This window comes from Azospirillum sp. A26 (assembly GCF_042604635.1).
Lineage (GTDB): Bacteria > Pseudomonadota > Alphaproteobacteria > Azospirillales > Azospirillaceae > Azospirillum > Azospirillum palustre.
The window spans coordinates 1,706,590-1,721,216 of record NZ_CP170473.1 but is presented as its reverse complement, the minus strand read 5'-3'; the positions used below and the strand labels follow the sequence as shown (position 1 = coordinate 1,721,216).

Here is a 14,627-nt window from a genome sequence, read left to right as displayed (position 1 = left end):
AAGTCTTACCTATGACTGTCCTGCTGATCGACGACGATCCGGAAGTGCTCGATTCCAGCCGCCAGACGCTGGAGCTGGAGGGCTTCGCCGTCGAGGCGGTGACGGAGCCGGAGGCCGGGCTGGCCCGGCTCGGCGCCTCCTGGCCCGGCGTGGTGGTGACCGACGTGCGCATGCCGGGGATGGACGGTTTCGCCCTGCTGGAGCGGGTGCGCGCGGCGGACGCCGAGGTGCCGGTGGTGCTGGTCACCGGCCATGGCGACATCGCCATGGCGATGCGGGCGGTCCGCGAGGGCGCCTACGATTTCATCGAGAAGCCGGCCGAGCCCGACCATCTGGTCGAGGTGGTGCGGCGTGCGCTCGCCCATCGCGGGCTGGTGCTGGAGAACCGCCGCCTGCGGGCGCAGCTGGCGGAAGGCGGGCCGGAGGGGCGGATCATCGGCCGTTCACCGGCCATCGAGCATCTGCGGGCTGCCGTTGCGAACCTCGCCGACGCCGAGGTCGACGTGCTGCTGTTCGGCGAGACCGGGACGGGGAAGGAGCTGGTCGCTCGCAGCCTGCACGAGGGTGGGCGGCGGCGCGCCGGCAATTTCGTGGCGCTGAACTGCGGCGCCATGCCCGACACCATCATCGAGAGCGAGCTGTTCGGCCACGAGCCGGGCGCCTTCACCGGGGCGCAGGCGCGGCGCATCGGCAAGCTGGAATATGCGGCCGGCGGCACCCTGTTCCTCGACGAGATCGAGAGCATGCCGATGCATCTCCAGGTCAAGCTGCTGCGCGTGTTGCAGGAGCGGGCGATCGAGCGGATCGGCGGCAACCGGACGATCCCGCTGGATCTGCGGGTGGTGGCGGCGACCAAGGTGGATCTGCTGCGGCTGGCGGCGGAGGGGAAGTTCCGCGAGGATCTCTATTACCGCCTGAACGTCGTCACCGTGCCGCTGCCGCCCCTGCGCGAACGGCGCGGCGACGTGGGGCTGCTGTTCCGCCATTTCCTCGACGCGGCCCTGGCGCGGTCGCGGCGGACGCCGCCGCCGCTCGACCCCGCCCTGCTGGCGCGCCTCGCCGCCCATGGCTGGCCCGGCAATGTTCGCGAGCTGCGCAACGTCGCCGAGCGGGTGGCGCTCGGGCTGGGCGACGGGCTGGGAGCGGTCGGCGCTTCCGCCGCCACGGTTGGATCGGTGGAGATCGAGCCGCTGGCCGACCGGCTCGACCGCGTCGAGAAGCAGCTGATCGAGGACGCGCTGGCCCGCTGCGGCGGCCGGGTCGGCGAGACGGCGGAGCGGCTGGGGATCACCCGCAAGACCCTGTACCTGAAGATGCGCCACCATGGCCTGAGCCGGGACGATTTCGCGGAGGAGTGAAAAGCGGGGGCTGGGATGTTCCCCGCATTACCCAGGAAAGCCGGGCGATGTTCCCGTCCTGACCCATCGATGTTGCGCAAAGCCAGAGCGTGCAAGGGCTGACCGTCTGGCATGCGGATTGCTGAATGAGCGAGCATAAGACATCAAGGGAGGGACAACACCCATGCTTCGCACCTCGCTCAACCTGTGCAATGCCGCCGCCGCCCTGGCCGTCCTGCTGCTGTCCGGCACCGCCGCCTTTGCGCAGGATGCCAGCGGCAAGCTCGTCATCGTCACCTCTTTCCCCAAGGACATGACGACCGCCTTCCAGCAGGCCTACCAGAAGGCCAACCCCAAGGTCACGGTCGAGATCCTGAACCGCAACACCAACGCGGGCGTGAAGTATCTCCAGGAAACCGCGTCCAACAACGGCGTCGACCTGTTCTGGGCGTCGGCCCCCGACGCCTTCGAGGTGCTGAAGGGCGCCGGGCTGCTCCAGCCCTACAAGCCCAAGGTGGAGGGCATTCCCGAGAAGGTCGGCGCCTATCCGGTCAACGATCCCGAGGGGATGTATGCCGGCTTCGCCGCGTCCGGCTACGGCATCATGTGGAACAGCCGCTACATGAAGGCCAACGACCTGCCGATCCCCAAGGAATGGGCCGACCTGACCAAGCCGGCCTATTACGACCATGTCGCGATCTCCGCCCCGTCGCGCTCCGGCACGACGCACCTGACCATCGAGACGATCCTCCAGGGCGAGGGCTGGGAAAAGGGCTGGCGCACCAACAAGGAGATGGCCGGCAACTACCGCACCATCACCGAGCGCAGCTTCGGCGTGCCGGACGGTGTGAATTCCGGCGCCTTCGGCGTCGGCATCGTCATCGATTTCTTCGCACTGTCGTCGCAGGCGTCGGGCTTCCCGGTGGAGTTCGTCTACCCGACCGTCACCACCATCGTTCCGGCCAATGTCGCCGTCGTGAAGAACGCCCCCAACAAGGCCGCCGCCGAGGGCTTCGTCGATTTCCTGCTGTCGCCCAAGGGGCAGGAGGTCCTGCTGGAACCGGCGATCCGCCGCCTGCCGGTCAACCCGGTCACCTACGAGAAGGCGCCCGCCGGCTATCCCAACCCGTTCAAGGACAAGTCGCTGGGCGCGCAGGTGAACTTCGACGTCAACGTCTCGCAGGCCCGCTACAACGTGGTGGACGCGCTGTTCGACCAGCTCGTCACCTTCCAGCTCGACGACCTCAAGGCGGCGACCCAGGCCATCCACAAGGCCGAGGCGGCGCTTGCCAAGAAGCCGAACGACAAGGCCAAGGCCCTGCTGGCCGAGGCGCGCGACCTCGTCGCCGCCATGCCGGTGACGGCGGAGCAGGCCGCCGACCCGCAACTGGCCGGCGCCTTCACGGTGGAGCGCAAGTCGGCCAAGGACGCGGTGCCGGAGCGCCAGGCGCAGGTCGAGCAGAAGTGGGCCGCCTTCGCCAAGGAGAACTACGCCAACGCCCGCAAGAAGGCCGACGAGGCGGCTGCCCTGGCGCGTTGATGCCGTTGCGCTGACGCTGGTTGCGTCAGCCTAGGGGGGCGCTCCAGGAGCGTCCCCTCCTTTCTCCTCAGCCGACAGGCCTTTCCATGACGTCACTTGCGCTCACGCGCGACCGCATCGCGCGCGTGCGGCCGGGGCCGGCGCTGGCCGCGCTGCTGATCGCCGCATTCCTGCTGCTGTTCCTGGTCGTTCCGGTGGTCCAGGTCATCTTCGTCGCCTTCCAGGACAAGACGACCGGCGCCTTCACCCTGGTGAACTTCGCCGACTTCTTCCAGAACGACCTGTTCATGCGGTCGTTCGGGAATTCCTTCTACGTCTCGGCGATGTCGGTGGTGGTGGCGAGCCTGCTGGCGCTGCCGCTCGCCTACCTGACCACGCGCTTCGAGTTCCGCGGCTCGGTGCTGATCCAGAGCCTGGGCATCATCCCGCTGATCATGCCGCCCTTCATCGGCGCGGTGGCGATGCAGCTGCTGTTCGGGCGCAACGGCTCGGTCAACCTGCTGCTGCGCGACCATTTCGGCTTTTCGATCCCCTTCATGGAGGGGCTGAACGGCGTCATCTTCGTCCAGAGCATCCATTATTTCCCCTTCATCCTGATCAACCTGTCGGCCAGCCTGAAGAACATCGACCGGGCGATGGAGGAATCGGCGCAGAATCTCGGCTGCCACGGCTTCCGCCTGTTCCGCCGCATCGTCTTCCCGCTGGCGATGCCGGGCTATGTCGCCGGTGCCTCGCTGGTCTTCATCAAGGTGTTCGACGACCTCGGCACGCCGCTGCTGCTGAACGTCAACGACATGCTGGCGCCGCAGGCCTACCTGCGCATCTCCTCCATCGGCATCGCCGACCCGATGGGCTACGTCATCTCCGTCGTGCTGATCGCCTGCTCGCTGCTGGCGCTCTGGGTGTCGGCGCTGGCGATGCGCGGCAAGGACTACGCCACCGTGCAGCGCGGCGGCGGCGGCCTCGCCAAGCGGCGCCTGAAGCCGCTGGAGATGGTGGCGGCCTACGGCATCGTGCTGCTGATCCTGGTGCTGGTGCTGGCGCCGCATGTCGGGCTGGGGCTCTTGTCCTTCGCCACCATCTGGTCCTTCAGCCCGATGCCCGACGCCTTCACGCTGAAGCACTACCACACCGTCTTCTCCGAGAGCGGGCAGTACATCACCAACACGCTGCTCTACGCCTCGCTGGCGGCGCTGCTCGACGTGGTGATCGGCACGGCCATCGCCTATCTGGTCCTGCGCACCAAGCTGCCGGGCCGGCAATGGCTGGACTACATCGCGATGGCGGCGCTGGCGGTGCCGGGCGTCGTGCTGGGCATCGGCTATCTGCGCAGCTTCTACGGCGTGCCGATGCCCTTCACCGGCCAGCCGCTGTCCAACTTCTGGCTGATCCTGGTCTTCGCGCTGGCGATCCGCCGTCTGCCCTACGCGCTGCGCGCCTGCACCGCCGCCTTGCAGCAGGTCAGCTCCTCGCTGGAGGAGGCCGCCGAGAATCTCGGCGCCACCAAGCTGCGCACCGTCGGGCGCATCGTCGTGCCACTGATGTCGGGCGGCATCCTGGCCGGCTTCGTCACCAGCTTCGCCACCGCGGCGGTCGAGCTGTCGGCGACCATCATGCTGGTGCATTCGCAGAGCGACGCGCCGCTGGCCTACGGCCTCTACGTCTACATGCAGTCGGCGGCCGGGCGCGGTCCGGGGGCGGCGCTGGGCATCTTCGCCGTCATCATCGTCGGGCTCGGCACCTACCTGTCGCACGTCGTCATCGAGCGCGGCCGCCGCGAGCGCGGCCAGGACCACTGAGGGAAACCATCGTCATGAACCACCAGTTTTCCCCGGCCGCCCTTGCCGCGCAAATCCAGAGCGTCGGCGTCGACATCGAGGGCGTCAACCTGTCCTACGGCACAAACCATGTGCTGAAGGACGTGAACCTCGCGATCAAGCCCGGCGAGTTCTTCGCCTTCCTCGGCCCCTCGGGCTGCGGCAAGACCACGCTGCTGCGGCTGATCGCCGGCTTCAACACCGCCCAGCGCGGCGAGGTCCGCATCGGCGGGCGCGACATCTCCACCCTGCCGCCGCACCGGCGCGACGTCGGCATGGTGTTCCAGAGCTACGCCCTGTGGCCGCACATGACCGTCCGCCGCAACGTCGCCTTCGGGCTGGAGGAGCGCCGCGTTCCCCGCGCCGAGATCGAGCGGCGGGTGGATGCCGCGCTGGAACTGGTCGGGCTGAAGCATCTGGCCGACCGCCGCCCCTCGCAGCTGTCGGGCGGCCAGCAGCAGCGCGTGGCGCTGGCGCGCACCGTGGTGATCGAGCCGAAGATCCTGCTGCTCGACGAGCCGCTGTCCAACCTCGACGCCAAGCTGCGCGTGCAGATGCGCCAGGAGCTGCTGAGCCTCCAGCGCAAGCTCGGCCTGACCACCATCTTCGTCACCCACGACCAGGAGGAGGCCAACACCATCTGCGACCGTATCGCGGTGATGGAGGACGGGCGGGTGCAGCAGGTCGGCACCCCGCAGGACCTCTACGACCATCCGGCCAACCTGTTCGTCGCCGGCTTCCTCGGCACCGCCAATGTGCTGGACGGCGCGGTGCGGGACGACGGGGCCGGGGGCCGCGCCTTCGTCGGCACCGGCTTCACCCCGGTGGCGCTGCCGGCGGTGGAGGCCGGAACTGGCGGCAAGCTGATGTTCCGGCCGCAGAACCTCGCCATCCGCGCCGACGGCGGCCCGCCGGCGCCCGGACACTCCCGGCTGACCGGCACCGTCCGTCACCGCGAGTTCCTCGGCGCGTCGATCCGCTATGCGGTGGATGTCGGCGGGCAGCTGGTTCAGGTGGACGCGCCGCATCAGGCGGGCGATGCTCTGCTCCCCCCGGATGCCCCGATCATCCTAGACCTCGCGGCCGACAAGGCCCGCTTCCTTCGCCAGTAAGGTGCCGCAATCGTGACCGATACCGTGAACCGCCCCGCCATCCGCGCCGTTGCCTTCGACCTCGACGGCACGCTGGTGGACAGCGTGGCCGACCTGATGCACGCCTCCAATGCCCTGCTCGCCGAACTGGGGCGCCCGCCGGTCGATCTGGCGGCGGTGCGCTCCTTCGTCGGCGATGGAGCGCCCAAGCTGGTGGAGCGCGTGCTGGCCGCCACCGGCGGGGTTCCGGCTGCGGCGGACGAGGCCGCCCGTTGTCTCGAACGCTTCCTGGCGATCTACGAGGCCGACCCCAGCGCCCACAGCACGCTCTATCCCGGCGTCGCCGAAACGCTGGACCGGTTGGCGGAGGCCGGGCTGCGGCTCGGCGTCTGCACCAACAAGCCGATGGCGGCCACCCTGCGCCTGCTCGAGGATCTGGGCATCGCCGGCCGCTTCGCCGCGGTGGTCGGCGGCGACAGCTACCCGACCCGCAAGCCGTCGCCGGAACCGGTGCTGGGGCTGCTGGAGCGGTTGGAAGTCACGCCGGCGGAAACCGTCTTCGTCGGCGACAACGAGCATGACGTGGCAGCCGCCCGCGCCGCCGGGGTGGCGCGGGTGCTGGTGGTTCCCTATGGCTATGCCCGCGTCCCGCTCGACGGCCTGCCGCATGATGGCATCCTCGGCGGCTTCGCCGATCTGGCGGAGCGGCTGTCATGCTGAGGTCGGTGATCTTCTGCCGGCACGGCGAAACCGAGAGCAACCTCGGCGGCTGGCTCGCCGGCTCGAAGGACGTGGCGCTGACCGAGCGGGGCCGGGCGCAGGCGCGGGAGGCCGCCGCCAGCTTGCTCGCCGGCGGGCAGTCGGTGACTGCGGTCCACAGCAGCCCGCAGCGCCGGGCCCTGGAGACGGCCGGCATCCTGGCGGAGGCGCTGGGCGTTCCGGTGATCCCGGTGGCCGGACTGGAGGAACGGCGCTGGGGCGATCTCGAAGGCGGCGCCATCCCGGCCGACCTGCTGCGGGAGGAAGTGCCGAACGGCGAAAGCCTGACCGGCTTCCGCGCCCGCGTCACCACGGCGCTCGACGGGCTGCCGGTGCCCGGCGACGGCGGCCCGCTGCTAATCGTCGCCCATGCCGGCACCTGGCCGGTGCTCTGCCGCTGGATGGGGGTCGAGTCCGACCTGCTGTGGCCGCCCAACGCGTCGCCCGTCACCCTGACGCGGGAGGGTGTGGCGGCCCAGTGAGCGGCCGTGTGAGCTGATATCGCGCAAAACAGGAGTCGCCAAACAATCCGGCCTTGTCATAGTATGGACGCACATATGTGTCCGACGTCACGCCAGGGGGCCGCAGCTGGGTTTCAGCAGGGGTCCCGACGTGATGGAGCGGGCCGGAGCAATGGCGCTCCAATCAGGGCCGACCGCCCTGATTGGGGCTTTTTTTGTTCTATTTTCAACCGGGTAGCTGCCGGTTGGGCTGGGCGCGGATTACGGCTGCGAGTGTGACGAAGAGGTGGATGCAGATGGATTGTACCCCCAAGAGCGGTGAACCGTGGAGAGTCGGCGTGCTGTTCTCGCAGACCGGGGTCACGGCGGGAATCGAACGCACCCAGCTCCAGGGCACGCTGATGGCAATCGAGGAGATCAATGCCGGCGGCGGGGTCAACGGCCGGGAAATCCTGCCCATCGTCGAGGATCCGCGGTCCGATCCGGCACTGTTCGCGGCGCTCGCCGAGCGGCTGATGACCGGGGAGCGGGTCAGCGTCCTGTTCGGCTGCTACATGTCGAGCACGCGCAAGGCGATCCTGCCGGTGGTGGAGCGGCGCAACGGGCTGCTGCTCTATTCGACCCTCTATGAGGGCTTCGAATGCTCGCGCAACGTCATCTACACCGGCGCCGCCCCCAACCAAAACGGCCGGCAACTGGCCGATTACCTGACGCGGGAATATGGCAGCCGCGTCTACATGGTGGGGTCGGACTACATCTATCCCTATGAATCCAGCCGGATCATGCGGGAGCTGGTGCTCCAGCGGTCGGGCAAGATCCTCGCCGAGAAGTACCTGCCGCTGAACGCGACGCAGAAGGCGTTCGCCCCGGTCATCCGCGACATCCGGCGCAAGCAGCCGGACTTCATCTTCTCCACGGTGGTCGGCGCCGCCACCGCCCACCTCTACCATGCCTATGCCGAGGCCGGGTTCGATCCGGCGCGGATGCCGATTGCCAGCCTGACCACCAGCGAGGCGGAAATCAGCGACATCGGCGTCGCCGCCTCGCGCGGGCACGTCACCGCCGCCCCCTATTTCGATTCCATCGACAGCGAGGCCAACCGCCGGTTCGTCGCCCGCTACCGCGAGCGGTTCGGGGAGCATGAGCGGACCAACGCGTCGTGCGAGGCCGCCTATTTCCAGGTCCATCTGTTCGCCCAGGCCCTGCGCATCGCCAACTGCATGGACACCGACCGGCTGCGCGACGCCATCTTCGGGCAGGAGTTCGATGCGCCCCAGGGACGGGTGCGGATCGATCCGGACAACAACCACACCTACCTGTGGCCGCGCGTCGGCCGGGTCGATGCGGATGGCCGGTTCGAGATCGTCGCGGAGTCGCCGGTGGCGATGAAGCCCGATCCGTATCTGGTGGATCACAACGCTGCCGACGAGGCGGATATCCGCTGGCGGCGGCAGGCCACGGTCTGACCGCAAACGGGGCGAACGCCGCATGTCGATCAACCTACTCCGCGACATCCGCTCCTTCCGCGTGGTGGTCATCCACCCGCAGGACGCCGAGGCGGAGGAGCTGCTGCGCCAGCTCCACCGCATCGGCTGCCAGGCCCGGTCCGAATGGCCGCCGCCCAAGGACCGCCCCAGCGGCGTCGACCTAATCTTCCTCGACATGACCCAACTGCTGTCGGGACAGGGACGGCTGTCCTGGTCCACCGCCGACGACGGGCCGCCTATCGTCGCCGTACTCGACTATGAGAGCCCGACCGTGCTGAAGGCCCTGGTCGATTACGGGGTGCGCGGCTTCGTCAGCAAGCCGATCCGCGCCTTTGGCCTGCTGACCACCATGTTCATGGCCCACCGCGCCGCGGAGGGCGAGCGCGGCATGCGCAAGCGCCTGCATAAGGTCGAGCAGCGGCTGGACGGCATCAAGAAGGTGAGCAAGGCCAAGGCGATCCTGATCGAGCAGCGCCGCATCACCGAGGAGGAGGCCTACCGCTTCATCCGCGAACGCGCCATGGCCCGGCGGACGACCATCGAGGCGGTCGCCGCCGCCATCATCGACGCCAGCGAAATGCTGATGGCGGAAAATCCGACTCGCTGAGCATTTTTGTTGTTGACGGTAAGGTGGCGCACTGTGCATCTTACTGAGCAACCGAAGCAAATCGCCCGCGTCCGCCAATGATGTCGGATCGACGGGCAGGCGATGAAGCCCCAGAAGGTGTGACAGCCTTACCGGGGCTTTTTTTGTGTTCGAACCTGACGTACCGACGCTCACTCCGGCACCACAGATGCGAGGGACGCCGATGGATGGGTTTGTGCAGGGATAAGTTTGACTATCAACCCTCTGCTGATTGACGCGACGAATGCTTTGTCGCGCAACGGCCTCTTTTACCCGGCGCCTCACTCATTGGCCGCCGGAAAGAACAATACTGCATGATCGACGCCACCATTCGTTGAGTATTTTAAAATCAACTGACACGACTTGAGACCGCATCAGGCACACCCCGCCGATGACGCCGGGATCTCGTGCCGAGGCAATGAAGCCCCAGCAGGCCGCAGGCCTGGGTGGGGCTTTTTTTGTGCGCTTTCCTGTCCGTGCCGAAGAACCAGCAAAAACAGGCAAACAAGGAGGAAACGCGTCATGACCTTCACACGGCGAAATTTTCTGAAATCGACGGCCGCCGCCGGGGTGGCCGGATCGGTCGGCTTTCCGCACATCTGGATCAAGGACAGCGGCGCCGCCTGGGCCGCGAACGGCGAGATCAAGGTCGGCGTCCTCTTCTCGCTGACCGGCACCACCGCGGTCGTCGAGAAGTCGATGCACAACGCCACCATGATGGCCATCGACGAGATCAACGCCGCCGGCGGCATCAACGGGATGAAGCTGACCGCAATCGTCGAGGATCCGGCCTCCGACCCCGCCACCTTCGCCGACAAGGCCAACAAGCTGGTGCTGAACGACAAATGCGTCAGCGTCTTCGGCTCCTACACCTCCGCCTCGCGCAAGGCGGTGCTGCCGGTCTTCGAGAAGCGCAAGAACCTCTACTGGTACCCGACGCTCTACGAGGGCCGCGAATGCTCGAAGAACGTCATGTACACCGGGGCGGTGCCCAACCAGCAGCAGAAGGACTTCATCCCCTGGCTGGTCAAGACTTTCGGCAAGAAATTCTACCTGATCGGCTCCAACTACATCTATCCCAAGGAAGAGAACAACGTCTGCAAGATCCTGCTGAAGGAACTGGGCGGCGAGGTGGTCGGCGAGGAATATGTGCCGCTCGGCCATTCCGAATTCGGCTCGGTGCTGAACAAGTTCCGCGAGACCAAGCCGGACGTGATCTTCTCCACCGTGGTCGGCGACAGCGTGATCGCGCTGCACAAGCAGTACAAGGCGGCCGGGTTCAGCCCGGACAGGATGCCGATGGCCAGCCTGACCACGTCGGAGGTGGAGATCGCGGCGATGGGCGGCGAGTATGCCGCCGGCCATTTCACCTCCGCCCCGTACTTTATGGGCCACCAGTCCAAGGAGAACGAGGTCTTCGTCGAGAATTACCACAAGCGCTTCGGCAAGGAGTCGGTGACGCACTTCGTGTCGGAGGCGGCCTATTTCCAGATGCACCTGTTCCGCAAGGCGGTGGAGAAAATCGGCAAGGGCGACATCAGCCCCATCGCCGTCCGTGACGCCACCGCAGGGCTGGAGATCATGGCGCCGCAGGGCAAGGTGAAGGTCGATGGCGACAATCTGCATTGCTACCTGTGGCCGAAGATCGGCCAGGCCCAGGCCGACGGCCAGTTCAAGGTCATCCAGCAATCGTCGGATTGGGTGAAGCCGGAGCCCTATTGGGCCTATCCGGGCCAGAGCTGCACCAAGGACGGCCTGAAGGGCGCGTGAGCAATGAACGGGCAGGGGAGGGCGTCGCCCGACGCTCTCCCCGTCGGAGGGGCTTATGGATATTTTCTTCGGTCAACTCTTCACCGGGCTCAGCATCGCGTCGATCCTGCTGCTGGTGGCGCTCGGGCTTGCGATCATCTACGGCGCGATGGGGGTCATCAACCTCGCCCATGGCGAGTTCGTCATGCTGGGCGCCTACGGCACCTGGTTCCTCCAGTCGCAGTTCGGCCTGCCGCTGATCCCCTGCCTGCTGCTGGTGTTCTTCATGGTGGCGGCGGCCGGCTGGGTGGTCGAGAGCACGGTGGTCCGCTTCCTCTACCACCGGCCGCTCGACACCATCCTGGCGACCTGGGGCATCGGCATCATGCTGCAACAGGCGGTGCGCCTGTCCGCCGGGGCCGAGCTGCGCTATGTCCAGACGCCGGAATTCCTGTCCGGCAGCATCGACATCGCCGGGGTCGGCATCCCCAGCTACCGCCTGTTCATCCTGGCGCTGACCGCCGCCCTGCTGGCGCTGACCTGGTTCGTCATCCAGCGGACCGAGTTCGGCATGAAGCTGCGCGCCGTCACCCAGAACCGCGAGATGGCCAGCTGCTACGGCATCAACAGCGCCAGGATCTACAGCCTGACCTTCGCCTTCGGTTCCGGCCTCGCCGGGCTGGCCGGCGCGCTGGTGGCGCCGATCAAGAGCGTGGCGCCGGACATGGGCACCAACTTCGTGGTCGATGCCTTCATGGTGGTGGTGGTCGGCGGCGTCGGCAGCCTGATCGGCACGGTGGTCAGTTCCGGCCTGCTCGGCAGCGGCACCGCCGGCATCGCCTTCCTGCTGAACGACACGCTGGCCAAGGCGCTGGTCTTCCTGGCGGTGGTGGTCCTGGTCCGCTTCCGTCCGCAGGGCCTGTTCGTCGACCAGCGGCGCCGGTGAGGAGGGCCAAGCCGATGACCAGCGTCCAGTTCCCCGACGACCAGCCCGCCGGCCTCGGCCAACCCGATCTCCGCCATCCCGATCTTCAAAACCGGGCCGGTTCCCCGGTCGGTCCCGTCCCCCGGAGCCCGCTTATGTCGAAATCGACCCTGTCGCGCAGCAAGCCCTATGCCCAGATCGCCGCCTATCTGCTGTTCTGCGCCGTCATCCTGGCGGTTCCCAGTTTCGTCACCGATGCCTTCCTTTTGAACAAGTTCGCCCGCTATCTGGCGCTCGGCCTCGCCGCTGCCGCGCTGGCCTTGAGCTGGGGCTATGCCGGCATCCTCAATCTGGGGCAGGGGGTCAGCTTCGGCATCGGCGCCTATGCCGTCGCCATGCATCTGAAGCTGAAGACCAGCCCGGTCCACACCGGGTCGGCCGGGCTGCCGGACTTCATGGTGTGGAACAACCTCGACCACCTGCCCTGGTTCTGGCAGCCCTTCCATTCCAGCCTGTTCGCGGTGGCGGCCGGCATCCTGGCCCCGGTGGTGGTGGCGCTGCTGCTGGGTTCCTTCATGTTCCGGGCGCGGATCGCCGGGGTCTATGTCGCCATCATCACGCTCGCCATGCTGGCGGTGGTCAATCTGCTGTTCATCGACCAGCAGGCCTACACCGGCGGCTTCAACGGCATCACCGATCTGGCGTGGCTGGAGGCCGGCAGCGTCACCTTCGATCCCTACAGCCCGGCCTTTTACTATCTGTCCGCCGGGGCGCTGTCGCTGTGCCTGCTGCTCGGCCTCGCCTTCACCCGCAGCAAGGCCGGGCTGATCCTCCAGGCCATCCGCAACGATGCCGACCGGGTGCGCTTCTTCGGCTACGACGTCGCCGCCTACCAGTCGCTCGCCTTCGCGGTGTCGGCCGGCATGGCCGGGCTGGCGGGCATGCTCTACGCCATGGTGCTGGAATTCGCCTCGCCCACCTTCATGGGGGTGCCGCTCAGCCTGTCGATGGTGATCTGGGCGGCGGTCGGCGGGCGCGGCTCGCTGCTGGGGGCCGCCATCGGCGCCATTCTGGTCAACTTCATGCAGGGCAGCCTGTCCGAAAGCTTCCTCGACACCTGGCAGCTGATCCTCGGCGGCATGTTCATCCTGGTCGTGGTCTTCCTGCCCAACGGCCTGTCGAGCTTGATCGGCATCCTGGCCGACCGCCTGACCCGCCCGGCCCGTCCCAAGGCGGACGCCGCCCTTGCCGCCGCCCTTTCCGAGGCGCCGCATGCCGGCCGCACGCCGAGCTGAAGGAGACGATCCCCATGGCCTATCTCGAACTTCACGGGCTGGAAGTCAGCTTCGACGGCTTCAAGGCGGTCAACGGCCTGGACCTGACGGTCGAGCGCGGCGAGCTGCGCTGCCTCTTGGGCGCCAACGGGGCCGGCAAGTCCACCACCCTGGATCTGATCTGCGGCCGCACCCAGCCGACCGGCGGGCGCATCCTGCTCGACGGGCACGACATCACCCAGGCGCCGGAATACCGGCGCGCCCGCCACGGGGTGGGGCGCAAGTTCCAGGTGCCCAGCGTGTTCAAGGAACTGACGGTGCGCGAAAACCTGGAGGTGGCGCACTCCCGGCACCCCGGCCCGGCCCGGACGATCCGCCTGTTCCCCGGCCTCCGCCTCGACCGGCGCATCGCCGAGGTGCTGGAGATCGTCGAGCTGGCCGACGAGCTGGACACCAGGGCCGCCTTCCTGTCGCACGGCCAGACGCAATGGCTGGAGATCGCCATGCTGCTGGTCCAGGACAGCGCCCTGATCCTGATGGACGAGCCGACCGCCGGCATGACCATCCAGGAAACCGGCAAGACCTCGCGCATCTTCCAGCGGCTGCGCGGCCGGCACACGCTGATCGTGGTCGAGCACGACATGGGCTTCGTCCGCGAGATCGCCGAGACCATCACCGTGCTGCACCAGGGCAAGCGCCTGTCCGAAGGATCGATCCGGCAGGTGGAGAACGATCCCAAGGTGCGCGAGGCCTATCTTGGAAGCGGGGGCATCTCCCATGCTTGACATGACCGACGTCTATTCCTTCTACGGCAGCAGCCCGGTGTTGCAGAATGTCAGCTTCGCCGTGCCCAGGGGCAGCCTGCTCAGCGTGCTGGGCCGCAACGGGGTGGGGAAGACCACGCTGATGCGCACCGTCATGGGGCTGACCGACCGGGTCATCGGCCGGATCGGGCTGGGCGGCAGCGACATCCGGGGAGAGCCGACCCACCGCCGCGCCGGCCTCGGCATCGGCTATGTCCCGCAGGGGCGCGGGATCGTCGGCAAATTCACCATCCGCGAGAACATCCTGATGGGCAGCTTCGCCCGCCCTGACGGCAAGCGGGAAATCCCGCCCCTGGTGTTCGAGATGTTCCCCTATCTGCGCGACAATCTGAACCGCAAGGGCGGCGACCTGTCCGGCGGGCAGCAGCAGCAGCTGGCGATCGCGCGGGCGCTGGCGGCAAATCCGCAGGTCCTGCTGCTGGACGAGCCGACCGAGGGCATCCAGCCCAACATCGTCGAGCAGATCCAGAACGTGATCATGACCCTGAACCGCCAGTACGGCATCACCGTCGTGCTGGTCGAACAGAATGTGAGGTTCGCCCGGCAGGCCTCCGACCTCTTCCTGATGCTCGACAAGGGGCGGGTCGCCGCCCACGGGCCGACGGAGAGCCTGACCGAAGATCTGGTGCACCGGCACATGGCGGTTTAGGCCGCAGCTCCGGTCCCGTCTCTCTCAAACCCCCTCACACGGGTTCGCCGTCCAGCCTCGCGCCGGGACGGAACGCCCCCTCCTTATCG

At 67.5% G+C, this 14,627-nt stretch carries 13 protein-coding genes; all 13 read left to right on the top strand.

Annotation, left to right across the window (positions count from 1 at the left end):
- Positions 1-11 precede the first annotated feature (11 nt).
- The 13 genes from ABNQ39_RS21895 (at position 12) to urtE (ending at position 14,538) form a co-directional block, all read left to right on the top strand.
- Positions 12-1,358, top strand: coding sequence for a sigma-54-dependent transcriptional regulator (locus ABNQ39_RS21895; protein ID WP_376960492.1), 1,347 nt, complete (start codon positions 12-14; stop codon positions 1,356-1,358).
- Between the two features lie 163 nt (positions 1,359-1,521).
- Positions 1,522-2,877 carry an extracellular solute-binding protein gene (locus tag ABNQ39_RS21890; RefSeq protein ID WP_376960490.1) on the top strand — a complete coding sequence of 452 codons (1,356 nt, stop codon included), beginning with the start codon at positions 1,522-1,524 and terminating at the stop codon, positions 2,875-2,877.
- Between the two features lie 86 nt (positions 2,878-2,963).
- Positions 2,964-4,676, top strand: a complete 1,713-nt coding sequence (locus ABNQ39_RS21885; RefSeq protein ID WP_376960488.1) for an ABC transporter permease — start codon at positions 2,964-2,966, stop codon at positions 4,674-4,676.
- Positions 4,677-4,690: 14 nt separating this feature from the next.
- Positions 4,691-5,806 (top strand): ABC transporter ATP-binding protein, encoded by a 1,116-nt coding sequence (locus ABNQ39_RS21880; RefSeq protein ID WP_376960486.1) that lies wholly within the window; start codon positions 4,691-4,693, stop codon positions 5,804-5,806.
- 12 nt (positions 5,807-5,818) lie between these two features.
- Positions 5,819-6,505, top strand: coding sequence for a phosphoglycolate phosphatase (gene gph, locus ABNQ39_RS21875; RefSeq protein ID WP_376960484.1), 687 nt, complete (start codon positions 5,819-5,821; stop codon positions 6,503-6,505).
- Positions 6,499-7,026: a histidine phosphatase family protein gene (locus ABNQ39_RS21870; RefSeq protein WP_376960482.1), complete on the top strand. Its 528-nt coding sequence runs from the start codon at positions 6,499-6,501 to the stop codon at positions 7,024-7,026. The genes gph and ABNQ39_RS21870 overlap by 7 nt, the downstream gene beginning before the upstream one ends.
- Before the next feature lie 275 nt (positions 7,027-7,301).
- Positions 7,302-8,471: a transporter substrate-binding domain-containing protein gene (locus tag ABNQ39_RS21865; protein WP_376960480.1), complete on the top strand. Its 1,170-nt coding sequence runs from the start codon at positions 7,302-7,304 to the stop codon at positions 8,469-8,471.
- Positions 8,472-8,493: 22 nt separating this feature from the next.
- Positions 8,494-9,099, top strand: a complete 606-nt coding sequence (locus ABNQ39_RS21860; RefSeq protein ID WP_376960478.1) for an ANTAR domain-containing response regulator — start codon at positions 8,494-8,496, stop codon at positions 9,097-9,099.
- Between the two features lie 540 nt (positions 9,100-9,639).
- A complete protein-coding gene (locus tag ABNQ39_RS21855) occupies positions 9,640-10,887 on the top strand; it encodes a transporter substrate-binding protein (protein ID WP_376960476.1) in 1,248 nt (415 codons plus the stop codon).
- Between the two features lie 55 nt (positions 10,888-10,942).
- Positions 10,943-11,812: an urea ABC transporter permease subunit UrtB gene (urtB, locus tag ABNQ39_RS21850; protein ID WP_109446928.1), complete on the top strand. Its 870-nt coding sequence runs from the start codon at positions 10,943-10,945 to the stop codon at positions 11,810-11,812.
- A gap of 134 nt (positions 11,813-11,946) precedes the next feature.
- A complete protein-coding gene (gene urtC, locus ABNQ39_RS21845) occupies positions 11,947-13,086 on the top strand; it encodes an urea ABC transporter permease subunit UrtC (protein ID WP_376960473.1) in 1,140 nt (379 codons plus the stop codon).
- 14 nt (positions 13,087-13,100) lie between these two features.
- Positions 13,101-13,850: an urea ABC transporter ATP-binding protein UrtD gene (gene urtD, locus ABNQ39_RS21840; RefSeq protein ID WP_376960471.1), complete on the top strand. Its 750-nt coding sequence runs from the start codon at positions 13,101-13,103 to the stop codon at positions 13,848-13,850.
- Complete coding sequence (gene urtE / locus ABNQ39_RS21835) at positions 13,843-14,538, top strand: urea ABC transporter ATP-binding subunit UrtE (RefSeq protein ID WP_376960469.1); 696 nt, start codon at positions 13,843-13,845, stop codon at positions 14,536-14,538. Before urtD ends, urtE begins: the two co-directional genes overlap by 8 nt.
- Positions 14,539-14,627 lie beyond the last annotated feature (89 nt).

Excerpts from the sequence above, each read along its gene's own strand:
- urtC (WP_376960473.1), top strand. The coding sequence starts at position 11,947 with ATGTCGAAATCGACCCTGTCGCGCAGCAAGCCCTATGCCCAGATCGCC.
- ABNQ39_RS21870 (WP_376960482.1), top strand. The coding sequence starts at position 6,499 with ATGCTGAGGTCGGTGATCTTCTGCCGGCACGGCGAAACCGAGAGCAAC.
- urtE (WP_376960469.1), top strand. The coding sequence starts at position 13,843 with ATGCTTGACATGACCGACGTCTATTCCTTCTACGGCAGCAGCCCGGTG.
- ABNQ39_RS21855 (WP_376960476.1), top strand. The coding sequence starts at position 9,640 with ATGACCTTCACACGGCGAAATTTTCTGAAATCGACGGCCGCCGCCGGG.
- ABNQ39_RS21890 (WP_376960490.1), top strand. The coding sequence starts at position 1,522 with ATGCTTCGCACCTCGCTCAACCTGTGCAATGCCGCCGCCGCCCTGGCC.
- urtB (WP_109446928.1), top strand. The coding sequence starts at position 10,943 with ATGGATATTTTCTTCGGTCAACTCTTCACCGGGCTCAGCATCGCGTCG.
- urtD (WP_376960471.1), top strand. The coding sequence starts at position 13,101 with ATGGCCTATCTCGAACTTCACGGGCTGGAAGTCAGCTTCGACGGCTTC.
- ABNQ39_RS21895 (WP_376960492.1), top strand. The coding sequence starts at position 12 with ATGACTGTCCTGCTGATCGACGACGATCCGGAAGTGCTCGATTCCAGC.
- ABNQ39_RS21880 (WP_376960486.1), top strand. The coding sequence starts at position 4,691 with ATGAACCACCAGTTTTCCCCGGCCGCCCTTGCCGCGCAAATCCAGAGC.
- ABNQ39_RS21860 (WP_376960478.1), top strand. The coding sequence starts at position 8,494 with ATGTCGATCAACCTACTCCGCGACATCCGCTCCTTCCGCGTGGTGGTC.
- ABNQ39_RS21885 (WP_376960488.1), top strand. The coding sequence starts at position 2,964 with ATGACGTCACTTGCGCTCACGCGCGACCGCATCGCGCGCGTGCGGCCG.
- ABNQ39_RS21865 (WP_376960480.1), top strand. The coding sequence starts at position 7,302 with ATGGATTGTACCCCCAAGAGCGGTGAACCGTGGAGAGTCGGCGTGCTG.